The organism is Kribbella aluminosa, assembly GCF_017876295.1.
Taxonomy (GTDB): domain Bacteria; phylum Actinomycetota; class Actinomycetes; order Propionibacteriales; family Kribbellaceae; genus Kribbella; species Kribbella aluminosa.
On the sequence record NZ_JAGINT010000002.1, the window covers coordinates 3447754 to 3461888 of the forward strand.

The window sequence follows — 14135 nt, forward strand, 5'->3', positions numbered from 1 at the left end:
TGTGAGACCAGCTAGTCCTTCAGGTGTGAGACCAGCCGGGCGACTTCCGCGGCGTACTTCTCGGTGAAGTCGTCCGCGTCCGGGTCGAGGCCCAGGGCGCGGGCGATCTGCGGGAAGACGACCGGCGCCGCGGCCAGGCCGAACAGCGCCAGCCCGGTGTAGGCGACGTCCAGGTCGGTGGCGAGCTCACCGTCGGACTGCCGGCGGCGAAAGTCGTCGATCATGGCCTGGAACCGGGCGCGCTGCCCTTCCGGGTCCAGTGCGCTGGTGTCCCGGTCGACGGCCTCGCGGACCAGCAGCCGGAGGAGGTCGGGTTGCGCGATCGACGTCCGGGCGTAGGCGCCGACCACCTCGCCGAGCGATTCCGCGCCTTCGGCGATGGCTGGTTCGCCGGCCCGCCAGCGGTCCGCGACCGCGCGGTACAGCCCCTCCTTGCCGCCGAAGTAGTACGAGATCAGCTGCTTGTTCACCCCCGCCCGGGCCGCGATCTCGCCGACCCGCGCGCCGCTGAACCCGTGCGCGCCGAACTCGGCCACCGCCGCGTCCAGTAACTGCTGCTTGCTGCGCTCGGGGTCGCGCTGCCGCTCCTCGGGGCCGGGTGATCTGCGCACGAAACTCATCCTAGCGGATCGCCATCCGGCGTGCTAACTTAATCAGCCAGGCAGATGATAAAGTTTGATGAACGGATGATTGGAGTCTCTGATGAAGGTCGCGATCATGGGTGCCGGGATCGGCGGACTGGCGCTCGCACAGGGATTGCGGAAGGCGGGCACGGAAGTCGCGGTGTATGAGCGCGACCCGTCACCGCAGTACCGCAAGCAGGGGTACCGGATCCACATCAGCCCGGTGGGGGAGGAAGCGTTGGCCGCGATGCTTCCGGCCGCGGTACGGCGGCGCGTGATCGCCACCGCCACCCACGCGGGAGACCTGGTGGCAGGGTTCGACGCGCAGCTGAACGAGCAGTTCCAGCAGGTCTTCCCGGTCGCCGGGCCGGACGCGGTGACGTCGGTGGATCGGTACGCGTTCCGTCGGGCCCTGATGACCGGGCTCGACGACGTACTGCGGTTCGGCAAGCAGTTCACGTCGTACGCCGAGACCGCCGACGGCGTCGAGATCTCCTTTGCGGACGGGACTTCCGCGACGGCCGACGTCCTGGTCGGGGCGGACGGTGTGGGGTCCGGGGTGCGCAGACAGCTGGTCCCGGAGCTCGAGGTGACCGACATCGGGGTGCGGTGCATCTACGGGAAGGTGCCGTTGACGGATGCGGTTCGGAAGGTGGCGCCGGCGGCGTTCCTGCGCGGGTTCTGTTTCGCGAGCGACGGGGCCGGGCTCGGTACGGCGTTCGGGCCGGTGATGTTCCGGGAGCCGCCGGCGGAGTACGGCGACTACCTGATGGCGGTGCTGACCGGGACGAACGCGGTGCTGGGGGCGTCGGACGAGGAGCTGTTCGCGATGCATCCAGCCGACCTGTGGGCGATCGTGACGCGGTCGGTGGCCGAGTGGCATCCGGCGATCCGGGCGCTGATCGCCGCGGGGGAGCCGGCGGCGGCGTTCCCGATCACGCTCCGGACCTGCGTCACGGTGCCGACCTGGACGTCGTCGCGCGTGACGATGCTCGGGGACGCAGTCCATCCGATGACTCCGGCGGCAGGTGCCGGCGCGAACACCGCGCTCTGGGACTCGGCCCGGCTGACGCGAGCGCTGACGTCAGGGGAGGACCTGGCGACGTACCAGCAGGACGTTGTCGCCAACGGGCAGCAGATCGTCACGGAGTCCCTGCACAACGCGGAGAGGCTGTTCAATGTGTCGATCCCTGTCTGAGTCTCTCCTGTACGTCGGGCAGGCGGTCGAGCATTGTGAGGGCGGCCTGATGGCGGGCGCGGGCGTACAGCTCGAGGGATGCGGGGATCGGCGGTGGTTCCGCCAATGGGAAGGTCGAGCCCAAGGTGTGTGCGCAGCCGACGGCGACCGCAGACAGGAGATCCTCCGGGCGCGCGGCGGGATGCTCGTCGTGATACGCGTCCAGCAGGATGCCGAGTCCGTCGATCCACTGGTCGCCGAGGATCACCGTCCGCGGGTCGCAGCCGATCCGGGCGATCTCCCAGGCGACGAAGCCCGGCCTCGGCGGCTGGAAGTCGATCACCGCGGCGACGCTGTCTCCTTGCAGCATCAGGTTGGGCGAGGCGAGGTCACCGTGCAGGACCTGCGTGGTCAGTGCGGGCAGGGCCGGCGAGGATCGCGCCGGCTCGCCCGAGCAGCGCCCGGCGTTCCTGCGCCGCCTCGCAGGCCCACGCTTCGAACGGGCTCAGCTCGTCGCGCGCCCGGAAGCGTGCGATCAGTTCGTCGAAGTTCCGCTGGGCGCGCACGACGTCGCGGACCTCGGTCGCGGGGCGGAGCGTCGGCTTGGCACGCGGGTGCTCGGACAGGTGGCGGTGCAGTCTGCCCAAAGCTGTTCCGACGGCGGGCCAGCGCGCGCCGGTGAGCCCGCCCTCGGCCGTCTCGCCGTCGACGAACTCCCACAACGACATCGGCAACTGCCCGGCGATCAGCTCGCCGTCGAGAGTCCGCCGTACGGCCGGCACCGGCACGGCGTGGCCGGCGTACGCGGTGAGTTCGATGGCTTGGCGTTCGCGGTCGAGGTCGCCGTTGTAGAGCTTGGCGAACCACGACCGGCCGGTGTCGTCGACGACCTGGTAGTTGACGGTGTTCGTGCCGGCGTGGATCCGGTGCAGCTCGGCCGCGTGCACGCCGTACGACGTCCGCAATGCCTCCGCGAGTTCAGACAGGGTCGTTGCCCCGTACGCCGTCCACCGCTTCACGCAGTACGTCGGCGTGACCGGTGTGCTTCAAGTACTCCTCCAGCAGGTCGAACGCGACCCGCCGGCGGTTCGTCGTCCAGGCCGGATCCGGGTCCTCGACGGCCGCGTCCAGTCCGCCGCCCGCGCTCAGCTCCTGCCAGGCGGCGCGGGAGCGGGCGGCAGCGGCGTACCAGAGGGCATACAGCTCCTCCGGGGGTTCGGTGATGGCGGATTCCCAGCCCCACCGGTCGTTCTCGACCCAGCTGCGGGTGTCCCACGGCGGGGCGAGCGGACGGTCGGCGGCCTTCGCGGTGAAGCCGTCCTCGACGAACGACATGTGCTTGATCAGCCCGGCCAGCGTCATTGTCGACGGCGGATGCGTTTGCCGCAGTTGCGCGGCGGTCAGCCCACCGGTCTTCCACGCGAACTGCTTCCGCACCCGATCGAGCGCGAACTGCAACGTGTCCACCTCGTCGCGCCGCTGGCCCTGCTCCAGCGGCAGATCTCTCCAGTCCATAGGAAGCAGCATGACGCACCGGCCGGGCCAGATGACGGTCCCGTCATTTGTGGTGCCAGGTCTTCAATCGGCGGCGTTCCCGGCGTACTAACGGCAATGATGCTGAACGCTCGTCGACGATGACGCCGGCGGGTTTCATGGTCAGGGAGGGAGTAGCAGGATGACTGGAGGACAACGACGACGTCGAGGCTGGGGTCTCGCGATGGCCGCCGCGGCTGCAGTGGCGGTCACCGGAGCCTTGACGCCGGTCGCTTCGAGCGCCAGCGGTACCGCCGACGCCAACCCGACGGCGTGCGCACACCGGGTCAACAACACCCCGAAGAAGCTCGTCGACTGTGTCACCCAGACGGATCTCTGGCACACATGGTCAAGTTCCAGCAGATCGCGAACGCCAATCCGGGCGCCGACGGCCACCCGTCGCGGAACTCGGGGGAGCCCGGCTACAAGGCGTCCGCCGACTACGTCGCCGCCGTGATGAGAGCGGCGGGGTACAACGTCAGGTTGCAGGAGTACAAGTTCCACTACACCAGCTTCGTCGGAACGCCGGTGCTGCGTGAGGATTCGCCGACGCCGCACTCGTTCGGCCTCGTCACGGACTTCAACCCCGCGGCGGTCGCCGGTTCGGCAAGCGCGAAGGTCCAGCCGGCCGGCGGCATCGTCGTACCCGCGACGCCCACACCGAGCTCGGCCAGTGGCTGCGCCGCGTCCGACTTCGCCGGCTTCGTGCCGGGCAACATCGCCCTCATCCAGCGCGGCACGTGTACGTTCGCCCAGAAGGTCGCGAACGCCGAGGCGGCCGGCGCTTCCGCGGCCGTCATCTTCAACGAGGGCAACCCCGGACGTACGGGCGCCTTCTCCGGGAGCCTCGCCGGTACGGAGAACATCCCAGTGCTGTTCACGTCGTACGCGGTCGGCACGCAACTGCTGGCGCAGTACGTCCCGGGCACGGGCCCCGTTCTCACCGCCGACGTGCACCTGATCGACGACCCGAACCGCTCCGACTGGAACGTGATCGCCGACTCCAAGGGCGGCGACCCGAACAACGTCCTCGTCATCGACGCCCACCTGGACGCGATCTTCGGAGCCGGAATGCTCGACAACGCGTCGGGCTCGGCCACGATCCTCGACATCGCCCAGCAGCTGAAGAACACCAGCACCCGCAACAAGCTGCGCTTCATCTGGTTCGGCGGCGAGGAGCTCGGCCTGCTCGGTTCGCAGTACTACGTCAACACGCTGCCGGCCGCCGAACTCGCCAAGATCAAGTTCGACCTCGACGCCGACGTGACGGCGACGCCGAACTACGTTGCCGGGGTGCTCGACCCGAAGGACGGAGTCACGCTGTTCGGGCGCGGCCCCGGTACCGCGATGCCGCCGAGCATCTTCGCTCCGTCGGCGATCGGGCGCGACTTCGGGATCGGCTACCTCAACTCGATCGGGAAAAACCACATCTTGTTCTCGTCCGACGGGACGGACGCCTTCAGTTTCCAGCTGGCGGGGGTCCCGGCGAGCGGTGTGCTCACCGGTCAGGACTGCTGCAAGCTGGCCTCGGACGTCGCGCTGTTCGGCGGCTTCGAGGGCAACTTCGAGGGCAACGTACCGAGCACCGACGGGGGCTGCGTGGACAACCCGTTCCGCTGGTGCGACAACCTCAGCAACAACGACCCCACGGTGATGACCTGGATGTCCAAGACCTTCGCCAACATGGTGGCCCACATGGCGTACGACACGCAGGTCTTCAACGCGACCAAGCCGGGCACCGGTCACGCCAAGGCGGCCGTAGCCAGACCTACAGCCAAGAACGCGGTCACCCGCTGACCGGATCGCAGGATTACTGGGCCTCGGCTGCCTGAAGCCGAGGCCCAGCCCGATCACCGACCTGTGTGCGCTACGGCCCCCGGAAGGACCCGCGTGCCCTCGACCTGAACGGCCCGCAGGCTGTTGGGGTTGAGCCCGAGGAGAGCGAGGACCGTCGGGGCGACCTGGGTGGTCTCGACAGGAGTGCGCACCACCTGCGGCCGGACGCCCGCACCGTTGACGATCATCAGGACGTGACGGTCACCCGCGTTCATGCCGCCGTGCTCGGCGAGCTTGGTCGGCTTGGCGTAGACGACGCCTTCCTGGACCTTGCCGAACACATCGGGGTAGCGACCATTGCCGACCGGTACGCCGAAGAACCGCGCGGCCTGGGCGCCCGCCCAGATGTGCGTCAGCCCCGAGTGCTGAACGGTGACGGGCGCCTTGCTGGCGTTGAAGCCCTTGGCGGTGTGGTCCCACAGGTAGCTCTTGACGAAGTTGGCCGCCGCCTGCGAGTTGTCCGACAGATACGACTGCCAGAGGTCGTCGCTCGTGCCCGCGACGATCAGAGTCTTGCCCGGATGCGTCTTGGCCCACTCGGCGTTGATCGCGTCGACGATCGGACCGTCCTGCACCGTGACGAGCTTGCTGGGATCCTGCGGCGACTGACCGTGCTTGGCGGTGACGAAGATCGTCGTCGAGCCCGCCAGGCCCTTCTTCGCGAGCTCGGCGACCATGCGGCCGAGCTGGGCGTCGACGGAGGCGAAGGCGCTCGAGAGCACCGGGCCGGGAACCAGCTTGCCGTTGAGCCACTGGTAGCCACCGGGCTGCGGCGCGCTGGTCGTGTACCCACCGTGGCCGTCCGAGATCAGGTCCGCCGGGGTTGAGCGGATCTTCTGCGCGACCGAGACGGTCTGGAAGTTCATGCCGAAGATCGCCGGCGTACCGACGTGGTTCTTGCCGGAGTGGTCGAGGCCGTCGATCTCGTTCAGCATCGCCTGGACCTTGTAACCGTCGTACTGCTTGGTGGCGGCGTCGATGTGCGCCCAGTCGTCGTCCTGCGGGTAGGGCTTGCCGTTCGGCATCACCGCCTGCGAGTCGATCTCGGGGCCGAAGAAGTCGTCGATGCTCTTGCCCTGCGAGCCCGGACCGTTGAACGACATGTAGATGGCGTGCTTGTCCGACCACGCGGTGCGCAGACCGGCGGCGTGGATCACCTGGAATATCGAGTTATCGCCCAGGTAGTCCCACGGCATGATGCTCTTGCAGGTCGCCGGGTTGATCGGGAAGGTCGACTTGTCGAACGACGAGGCGTCGTTCTTCAGGTTCATGATCAGCGCCGGGTTGCGGTCGGCCCCGGCGGAGCCGTAGATCGAGCCGTTCTCGTCGAACGACGGGAAGGCGTGGGCCGCGCCGGTGCTCAGGTCGGGGACACCCGGGAGCGCGTCGTCGGGCGAGTCGTAGACGACGTTGCCGCCGGTGGCCGCGTGGCCCGGCGTGCAGGCCGCGCCCGGCTCGTCGACCTTGTGGCTGTACTCGACGTCGTAGTAGACGCCGGTCGACCTCGGGTTGCCGCCGGTCATCAGCGCGGTGCCGCCCGGGTCGGAGTCCGACGGGTTCGACGTCGACGCCTTGGTGTACTCGCGTCCGCTGCGGGTGAGTTCGGCGAGCGCCGACTTCGGGTGGGTCGCGACGTACCAGTCAAGGTCGCTCTGATGCATACCGTCGACCGAGATCAGCAGCACGTGCTTGCTGTGGGACGTGCTCGTCGTGCGAGCGGCCTGAGCGCTCGTGCTGATCAGCGGCACGGCACACAGCGCGGCAATCGCCGCAGCCGCGATTCCGGCCGCGGCCGGACGGGTGTACTTCGACATGGGCTCTCCAGGAATCGACAGGAACTGATCTCCGACGTACATGCGCGCCACCCATGCCTATGCGCCACGTACAGCCCCCACATGAAGACCAGATGTCCAACACCCTGCAGTTCAACAACCACACCACAGCGAAACTGTGGACACACTCAGTTTCCCCCCAAACCCCGCTACCCACGTAAGCAACAGGCCGGCCGGGACACCGGTAGCAGGTTGACCACGATCTCGGTTCTGTGTGAGGCGCTCTGCGTTGCGAAGGCAGCCAGTTGAAGAACACGGTCCCGTCGGCGTCCTGCGGACGGCCGCCGAGGCCCCGCAGGCTCAAACCGCACAGCCGCAGCAACACCCACGCGACGAACACGAGTGCCGCCACGGCATCAGCCCGGTGTGAGTTACGAAGTCATCTGGTCGTGCCCTGAAGGGACCGCCGGATTAGGGATCGCCCGACGTGCGGCGCATTAATGTGGACCACCGCTACCGAGCGCTCTACGAGGTGAAAGACGCGACTGTCGCCGTTGTCGTCATCCACCCCGGCATACTCGGCTGACAACGATCGGGGAGCAGCCGAGTTCGATGAAATTACGAGGCTAGGCCATCAGGAATCTCGGCTTGAGCAGTTCGGCGAACCTCCAGGACCGTACAGTCGTGGCGCTGAGTGCACTGAGAGTAGTGGCTCAGGTCTACTGAGAGGGCGGCCGTGCTGGCGTTTGCAGGGATTCTCTTCGCGGCCGTGCTGGTGTTCCTGACCGGTGTCGTCGCCAACTGGTTTCCCAGACCGGCTGGACTCACGACGGGCATGGTCGTCGGGATCGCGGCTGTCCTGATCGTTGTGTCCGCGGTGGTCGGCTTCGTCGGCCGCACGTCGCCGGGCGACGGGCCGGAGAGCGGAGCACCGCCGTCATCACCCCGGTCGAAGCCCGCCCCGCAACCGACGACGAAGACTCCGACGGCACAACAGGTCCAGGCCCTGCAGCCGGCCACGACGTTCGGGTGCGACGACACCGACAACTCGGCGGTGGTCGCGATGCATCCGGACGGGTTTCTGCTGGCGTGTACCAATGCCTCCGCCACGGCCGTCTGGAACGTCGGGAGCGGCCGCTCTCCGTCGCTGGCGAAGGACCTCGGTGTCGGTGCGCTCTCGGCAACCTTCAACGCATCCGGACGCCAACTGCTCACCGCGGGCGATTCGTGCTGGCAGTTCTTCGACGGCCGCCGCCCGTGGAACCAGACCGGCAATGAGTGCGGGCTGGAGCAGTCCGCGGCCTCGGCCGTCTTCGCGCCGGACGGCAAGACCTTCGCCACGCGCCGGTGGCCCGACGGCAGCGATGTCCGCTTCTGGGACGTCGCGAGCCACAAACTGGTCAACACCTACCAAGCCGCCGACGGACGGCGGATCATGTCGATCGCCTACAGCCCCACAGGCCGGTACTTCGCGACCGGCAGCGCAGACGCGCACCCCTACCTCTGGGACCTCAGCCACAACGGCCAACGCCGGCAACTCGCAGATGATCGCGACGGCCATACCGATGAGGTACGCGCCGTCGCGTTCAGTCCCGACGGAACGCGACTCATCAGCGGCGGTGCCGACCGGACGGCAAAGATCTGGAGCGTCCCGGACGGCAAACTGCTCGCCAGCCTGAACAACGGGCACGACGATTCCGTGAACGCTGTGGCGTTCAGTCCGGACGGGCGTACCGCAGTCACCGGCGGCGCGGACCACAAGGTCATCGAGTGGAACATCACGACCGCCAGCCCCATCCGCGCGCTGGAGGGAAGCGGCGGCGAGATTACCTCACTGTCCTACGACCGCTCAGGCAAGACCCTCGCGGCCGGCTGCTCCGACGGCAAGGTCGTCGTATGGAGCCTGACCTAGGAACCTTCCCAACCAGGTGGAGTCCCATAGGGCCGTGACGGCCCAGAGTCTTGGAGTGGGCTGCAGTTATCCCCAGTTCGCACCACGGTTAGCCCCCACGAGGAGCAGTCCAGACCGAAGTCCGAGTGGCCTCCCAGTGCGCTGACCTGCGGGCTTACCTGGCGCGCCCGGCAGGCTTCGAACCTGCGACCCACAGATAGAAGACCGTTGGTCGCGTTGCGGCTGTTACCTCAATCGCTTCCACGCTCGGGGATTCGGTCATGCCCGGAGGCGTAACCGTGTCCACGTCTCTCACCCTGCTGTTGCTTTCGCTCATGCCGTTCGCTCTTCTCGTGGTTGTCTTAGACACGATTGTCATCCTGGCCTTGTGCCAGACGAAGCCGGAAGGTGCCGGCGCCCCGAATGAAGGCGCGGGGGATGGCCACGAGTCGACTGCCGGCCCAGGAGTCCCGGAGACGGTCGCCCGCTGCTGATCTTCTGTGATCGCCACGGGTGGATGGAGGCGCCGCGAGCGAGCCAAAGGATCTGCGGGGTCGGGCAGTAGCGCGAGATGGGCCGCCGCAACACCGTCAAGCGTGCGAGTCTTCGAGGCGAAGTTCCGTCACAGTCGCAAGTGAAGCCTCGCCGTTCGCGGCTACCCGTCGCTCGCTTTCCTCTTGATGTTGTCGAGGCTTGCTGCTACGAGCCCTGCAACCGCCCGGTGGCGTGTCACGAGTAATGTCACGAGCAGCTGTTGTTCGAACCGCAGGCGATGACTGATCTGGCCTTGACCTGCGGCGATACCAAGTAGGGCGGGCGGGACTCGAACCCGCGGCCCAGGGATTATGAGTCCCCTGCTCTAACCAGCTGAGCTACCGCCCCGTGTGCGGGAGATCGTATCGGGTCGGGGTGGGTCGGCGCTTGCCGAGGTGCAGGGCTTCCTTCAGGAGGACTTGGGTGAGGGTGGGGGACGCCGGTGGTTGTGATGACCTCGGCGACCGCGTGCAGGTTGCGGTTGTCGACGGCGCGGAGGAGGGCGTCGGCGAGGTCGTGGCGGGCGGTGAAGCGGCTGCGCCGGACGGCGCAGGCGCTTCAGACGCGCTCCGAGATCGCCGACGCCGCGCTCCGGCTGTTCGTCAGCCAGGGCTGGGCGGCGACGACCGCGCGCGACGTGGCGCGCGAGGCCGGGGTCTCGGCGCCGAGGTGTACTCCGTGTACGGCAACACGGTGTACTCCGTGTACGGCAACAAGGCCGGCCTCACGCAGGCGGTCGCGGATACAGCCGACCTGTCCGGCGACCGGACCGGCGGCTTGCCGAACTCGACGCGGCCGGGGATGATCCCGCGCGGCAGCTCGCCGCGATGGCCGGCTTCGAAGGGCGCCAGTACGAGCGTGCCGGCGACGTTATCCTGCTGCTCCGCGAGGCTGCCCGTGCCGAACCGGAGCCGGCGGCGGTGTACGGCGAAGTACGGCGGACGGCTCGCGCGTCGAGGTGTTCTCCGGGTGGAAGCCCGGCGTACTGGGGGACTGGCTGGACGTCGCGACGGCCGTCGACATCTACGCGGGGCTGTGCAACGTGGACGTCTACCGCACCTTCATCGACCAGCGCGGCTGGTCGCCCGGCCGCGTCGAGGAGTGGTGGTGCGCGACCCCAGCCCGTGAACTGCTCGCCAGCCAATGCCAGTAATGCAAGCGATTGACGGCGAGCAGCGCGCCGACGAAGTACATCACGAGGCTGTATGCGGCGATTGCGGAGATTCGGCGGGCTGGCTGGTTTCCGGGTGAGGTGGTCGGCGGGGGTGAGAACCAGGGGGCGGTCAGGGGTTTGACGGAGGGCTGATTACCGGGGACCGGGCATGATGGAGGCAGGGTCCGGACGAAGGGAACATCCATGGGCTGGTTCATTTTCCTGGTGATCGTGGTAGGCGCGATCGCGGCGTACAAGTACCGCGTGCCGCTGCTGGCGAAGATCCTCGGTCAGCCTCAGCACCGCATCCAGCGGGCAATCGACCGGAAGAAGGGGAAGTAACACTTTCCTCCCGCCGAGCACGAAGAGGCCCTGCCCGCACGTCCGCGGCCAGGGCCTCTCGTTACCTGCTCCCGATCAACCGATCAGGCGCGCAAGTCATCCAACCTGTACGGCGACAATCGAAGCCGCCGCAGTAATCTCCCCGCCCCCGGCGCTGCCCTGGTCCTGGTTGTAGCCGAACCCGTAGACGCCGACGGTGGTCTCGGCGGTGACCATCACGACCTTCACGGTCGACCCGAACAGGTCGTGGCCCTTCGCCGGCGAGATCGCCACGCCGCCGACGGTGCCGACGTCGGTGCCCCACTTGGCGTCGCCTGCTGCGGTCGGGTCCTGGCCGATCCGCAGCCCGACCTGCGGCATGCTGCCGGCTGCACCCGCGGCCGCGCGGTTGAACGTCACCGACGTGTTGACCAGCCAGGTGCCCTTCTGCAGCTTGAAGCTGCCGAGCTCGGTGAACCCGTCGAAGTACTTGCCGCCCAGGGTCTTGATCACGGTCGGCTTGATCGTCGCGCTCACGCCGGCCTTGCCGTAGACGTCTGGGGTGTTCTTGAGGAATGCCTCGCGGTCGGCGGGTGCGATTTTGGACTTCGGGATGCTGTTGTCGACCACTTGGGAGGCCGCGACCGAGCGCGGGCACAGTGGGTACGACAGCGTCTTGCAGTCCGGGCGTGTGGCGCCGTTGGCGGCGACCGTGATGCCGACCAGAACACCTGCCCCCAGGACGCCGGCCACGAGCAGACGCCCGGCCTTGGTGTTCAGAACCTTCTTGAAATTCATCAGTTTCCCCTCCATCCCCGAGGCCCCCCTCGGGATCTGCAGAGGAAAGTACGCCCGACCGGCGGTCTAGGCCAATAGCTGAAGCGTAATTAGTTCGGCAATTTTCGGCGCCAGGCGGTGAGGGCGACCCGGGCCGTGGTGCCGAGGTCGGTGTCGGCCGGCCAGATGAGCCGGGGTTCGCCGAGGCGCGGGGCGATCGCGAGGTAGGTGCCGGACACCTTGTCCTCGGCAACTTCCACGGTGTTCGGCCAGGCGATGGCGGCGAGTGCGGTTTCGCCTGTGTTCAGGCGGATCCTGGCAGGTCCTGGGTCGATTGCCAGGTACGAGGTGCCGCGGGCAACGGTCGCCTTCACCGGCTGCCGTCGCCCGTTGAGCACGGCAACGTCCGGGTATCGTCGACCGTGATCGGTGTGTTCCGGCAGTTCGTCAGCTTCACCACGACGGCCCGATGACCCAACGCCGCCTCCACCGGGCCGACCGTGATCAACGCCCCCCGGCGCCGGACACACCCGCGGCGGCGGCGTAGCTGTCGGACCAACCGTACGACCCACCCCCGCCGACTGACCCGCATCTGATAACTGGCCCGCATCTGGCGACTGGCTCACAGCCGGGACCACGTCCCGAACCCGCCCGAGTGCGGAAAAGAAGAAGCCGGGCTCCTGTGGACTCAGGACCCGGCTGGTGAGGTTGCTCCCGCCACTGGACTCGAACCAGTAACCTGCCGGTTAACAGCCGGCTGCTCTGCCAATTGAGCTAGGCGGGATCGTAGTAGCTCTTCGCCCCGAACCCGAGGACCTGAGTAGGTTAGCAGGCGACCGGCGAACTACAAAAACGGGATTCGGGTGCCTGCCGGGTCAGACGCCGAACTCGTCCCGGACCTCCCGGAGCGCCGCGTCGGCCGCCTCCACGACGCCCGGCTGGGACGGCTCCAATCCTTTGTCCAGAACGATGTTCCAGGTGACCTCGGCGTCGGTGCCGGCCGGATTGCGCCGCCCGACGATGCGCACACCGCGTTTGCCGGACAGCGGCACGTGACGCTGTACGACGATGCTCGCGTCGACCCGCTCGCGGAGCAGCTGCCCGAAGCGCCCGGGGTCCTCGACCTTGAGCTCGCTGGCGTGCAGCGGCGTGCCGAAGTCGGTGGTCTCGTAGATGTGCAGCACCGACGCCTCGGAATCCCAGTTCGCGCGCTCGATCTGCTCCCAGCCGACCCGGCGCTCCGCGTCCGCGGAGTCCGACGGCAGGTACAGGGCCGCACGCGTCCCGGCCACCCAGCGGCCGTTCGCCAGCTGCACGGCCGCGAGCACGTCTTCCTTGCTCCCGGTCGACTCGCGGGCGGCCGCCGTCACGGCCGCCGCCAACTCACGCGGCCAGGCGGTACGCAAAAGTCTCACACTCACATCATCCCAGCACCTCCAAGCTGAGTCTCAGGCGACGTACTCCCGAAGCTGGGGCAGCGCCCGCCGCCGGAGCTGGCGAAGCGCCTCGCGCTCCAGGGCTCGCACCTTCGCAGGGCTCAGATCGAGTTGTACGGCGGTCTCCTCCGGGGTCGACGGGATGTGTCCACGCAGCCCGTACCGCCGCTGCAGGACGGAGCGATGCAGGTCGTCCAGGAACTCCAGGTGATACGCGAGGTCCCGGCGCAACGCGGCCTGGAGCACGATCGGGTCGTCATCCAGCACCGGATCGGACTCGCCCAGGTCGAGCGTCTCCGGATGCATCCGCCACTCCTGCGCCCGCTCGATCCGCGCGATGCTCAGCCCGGTCGCCCGCGCGAGCTCCGGTGTACTCGGGTCGTGCCCCAGTTGCTGGGTCAGCTCGTGCCGCGCCGAGCTGACCCGGGACGCGTCGGCGTACGCCTGCGCCGGCATCCGCACCAGCCGGGACCGGTCCGAGATCGCCCGCCCGATCGCCTGCCGGATCCACCAGATCGCGTACGTCGAGAAGCGGTTCCCGAGCCGGTGGTCGAACCGCTCGACCGCCCGCATCAGCCCGATGTTGCCCTCCTGGATCAGGTCCAGCAGCGAAATACCCTTCCCGCCGTACCGCCGGGCGAGCGAGACGACCAGCCGCAGGTTGCCCTCGACCATCCGCTGCCAGGACAACTGCCCGAGCGCGACCACCTGCCGCAGCTCGCCCGCGTCGGACCGCTCCGGATCGTCGCGCAGCCGCTCGCCCGCCAGCAGTCCGGCCTCGATCCAGTACGAGTGCTCGTGCACCTCCTCCAAGGTCAGTAGTTCGTGCCGGCCGATGTCGCGCAGGTACGCCACCAGCGCCGTCACATCCGCCGGATCACAGTCGAGATCAGCCATCAGTCCCTCTCCCCGGAAATCTCCTTGCCCAAAAGAGTGCCTGATTCCGGCCCCCCGGAACCGATGACTTCAAGTATGTGGATAACTACGAACAGCAACCGGCTGGAGGCGGCGACCCGACATGTCAGGTGATCGCCAACCACAATCCGTAGCGGCACGAGGCTGTCTCGGTGAGGCTTTCCGCG

15 protein-coding genes and 2 tRNA genes are annotated in these 14135 nt (G+C 68.0%); 6 read left to right on the forward strand and 11 right to left on the reverse strand.

Annotated features, from left to right (window positions below):
• Positions 1-11 precede the first annotated feature (11 nt).
• The gene (locus tag JOF29_RS37640; RefSeq protein ID WP_307863892.1) at positions 12-611 is read right to left on the reverse strand and encodes a TetR/AcrR family transcriptional regulator; all 600 of its coding nucleotides are present in this window, start codon (positions 609-611) and stop codon (positions 12-14) included.
• A gap of 91 nt (positions 612-702) precedes the next feature.
• Here JOF29_RS37640 and JOF29_RS37645 point away from each other — a divergent pair, with 91 nt between their 5' ends.
• Entirely contained in the window at positions 703-1821 is a 1119-nt protein-coding gene (locus tag JOF29_RS37645) for an FAD-dependent oxidoreductase (protein ID WP_209699097.1), read from the forward strand.
• Here JOF29_RS37645 and JOF29_RS45010 read toward each other — a convergent pair.
• The 3 genes from JOF29_RS45010 to JOF29_RS37660 are packed head-to-tail and all read right to left on the reverse strand — an operon-like array spanning position 1799 to position 3315.
• Entirely contained in the window at positions 1799-2170 is a 372-nt protein-coding gene (locus JOF29_RS45010; protein WP_281067469.1) for a hypothetical protein, read from the reverse strand. The two genes, JOF29_RS37645 and JOF29_RS45010, sit on opposite strands and share 23 nt — an antisense overlap.
• Before the next feature lie 19 nt (positions 2171-2189).
• Positions 2190-2819, reverse strand: coding sequence for an aminoglycoside phosphotransferase/kinase family protein (locus JOF29_RS45015; RefSeq protein WP_209699098.1), 630 nt, complete (start codon positions 2817-2819; stop codon positions 2190-2192).
• The gene (locus tag JOF29_RS37660) at positions 2779-3315 is read right to left on the reverse strand and encodes a mycothiol transferase (protein ID WP_209699099.1); all 537 of its coding nucleotides are present in this window, start codon (positions 3313-3315) and stop codon (positions 2779-2781) included. Before JOF29_RS37660 ends, JOF29_RS45015 begins: the two co-directional genes overlap by 41 nt.
• Before the next feature lie 363 nt (positions 3316-3678).
• Between JOF29_RS37660 and JOF29_RS37665 the strand changes: the two genes are divergently transcribed.
• Positions 3679-5130, forward strand: a complete 1452-nt coding sequence (locus JOF29_RS37665) for a M28 family peptidase (protein ID WP_209699100.1) — start codon at positions 3679-3681, stop codon at positions 5128-5130.
• 53 nt (positions 5131-5183) lie between these two features.
• Here JOF29_RS37665 and JOF29_RS37670 read toward each other — a convergent pair whose 3' ends face one another.
• Entirely contained in the window at positions 5184-6983 is a 1800-nt protein-coding gene (locus tag JOF29_RS37670) for an alkaline phosphatase family protein (protein WP_209699101.1), read from the reverse strand.
• Positions 6984-7677: 694 nt separating this feature from the next.
• Here JOF29_RS37670 and JOF29_RS37675 point away from each other — a divergent pair.
• Complete coding sequence (locus JOF29_RS37675; protein WP_209699102.1) at positions 7678-8853, forward strand: WD40 repeat domain-containing protein; 1176 nt, start codon at positions 7678-7680, stop codon at positions 8851-8853.
• A gap of 787 nt (positions 8854-9640) precedes the next feature.
• On the opposite strand, the gene JOF29_RS37680 is transcribed toward JOF29_RS37675, so the two are convergent.
• Positions 9641-9714 (reverse strand) — tRNA-Ile (locus tag JOF29_RS37680).
• A 103-nt stretch (positions 9715-9817) separates the two neighbouring features.
• Here JOF29_RS37680 and JOF29_RS46220 point away from each other — a divergent pair.
• From JOF29_RS46220 to JOF29_RS37695, 3 genes are all read left to right on the forward strand, one after another.
• Positions 9818-10171 (forward strand): TetR family transcriptional regulator, encoded by a 354-nt coding sequence (locus JOF29_RS46220; RefSeq protein WP_372446411.1) that lies wholly within the window; start codon positions 9818-9820, stop codon positions 10169-10171.
• Positions 10172-10324: 153 nt separating this feature from the next.
• Positions 10325-10519 (forward strand): hypothetical protein, encoded by a 195-nt coding sequence (locus JOF29_RS37690; RefSeq protein WP_209699104.1) that lies wholly within the window; start codon positions 10325-10327, stop codon positions 10517-10519.
• A 204-nt stretch (positions 10520-10723) separates the two neighbouring features.
• Positions 10724-10861: a hypothetical protein gene (locus tag JOF29_RS37695; RefSeq protein WP_167214696.1), complete on the forward strand. Its 138-nt coding sequence runs from the start codon at positions 10724-10726 to the stop codon at positions 10859-10861.
• Positions 10862-10957: 96 nt separating this feature from the next.
• On the opposite strand, the gene JOF29_RS37700 is transcribed toward JOF29_RS37695, so the two are convergent.
• From JOF29_RS37700 to JOF29_RS37720, 5 genes are all read right to left on the reverse strand, one after another.
• Entirely contained in the window at positions 10958-11638 is a 681-nt protein-coding gene (locus JOF29_RS37700) for a hypothetical protein (protein ID WP_209699105.1), read from the reverse strand.
• Between the two features lie 89 nt (positions 11639-11727).
• Positions 11728-12255 (reverse strand): DUF4232 domain-containing protein, encoded by a 528-nt coding sequence (locus JOF29_RS45760; RefSeq protein ID WP_307863893.1) that lies wholly within the window; start codon positions 12253-12255, stop codon positions 11728-11730.
• A 73-nt stretch (positions 12256-12328) separates the two neighbouring features.
• Positions 12329-12401: transfer RNA gene (locus JOF29_RS37710), tRNA-Asn, on the reverse strand.
• Positions 12402-12492: 91 nt separating this feature from the next.
• On the reverse strand, positions 12493-13032 hold the full coding sequence (locus JOF29_RS37715) for a hypothetical protein (RefSeq protein WP_307863894.1): 540 nt from the start codon (positions 13030-13032) through the stop codon (positions 12493-12495).
• Between the two features lie 33 nt (positions 13033-13065).
• Complete coding sequence (locus JOF29_RS37720; RefSeq protein WP_209699107.1) at positions 13066-13950, reverse strand: sigma-70 family RNA polymerase sigma factor; 885 nt, start codon at positions 13948-13950, stop codon at positions 13066-13068.
• Positions 13951-14135: the final 185 nt, after the last annotated feature.

Bases quoted from the DNA above. Each gene is read 5' to 3' on its own strand.
- JOF29_RS37670 (WP_209699101.1), bottom strand. From the start codon at position 6,983: ATGTCGAAGTACACCCGTCCGGCCGCGGCCGGAATCGCGGCTGCGGCG.
- JOF29_RS37660 (WP_209699099.1), bottom strand. From the start codon at position 3,315: ATGGACTGGAGAGATCTGCCGCTGGAGCAGGGCCAGCGGCGCGACGAG.
- JOF29_RS37720 (WP_209699107.1), bottom strand. From the start codon at position 13,950: ATGGCTGATCTCGACTGTGATCCGGCGGATGTGACGGCGCTGGTGGCG.
- JOF29_RS37665 (WP_209699100.1), top strand. From the start codon at position 3,679: ATGGTCAAGTTCCAGCAGATCGCGAACGCCAATCCGGGCGCCGACGGC.
- JOF29_RS37695 (WP_167214696.1), top strand. From the start codon at position 10,724: ATGGGCTGGTTCATTTTCCTGGTGATCGTGGTAGGCGCGATCGCGGCG.
- JOF29_RS37700 (WP_209699105.1), bottom strand. From the start codon at position 11,638: ATGAATTTCAAGAAGGTTCTGAACACCAAGGCCGGGCGTCTGCTCGTG.
- JOF29_RS46220 (WP_372446411.1), top strand. From the start codon at position 9,818: ATGACCTCGGCGACCGCGTGCAGGTTGCGGTTGTCGACGGCGCGGAGG.
- JOF29_RS37645 (WP_209699097.1), top strand. From the start codon at position 703: ATGAAGGTCGCGATCATGGGTGCCGGGATCGGCGGACTGGCGCTCGCA.
- JOF29_RS45010 (WP_281067469.1), bottom strand. From the start codon at position 2,170: ATGCTGCAAGGAGACAGCGTCGCCGCGGTGATCGACTTCCAGCCGCCG.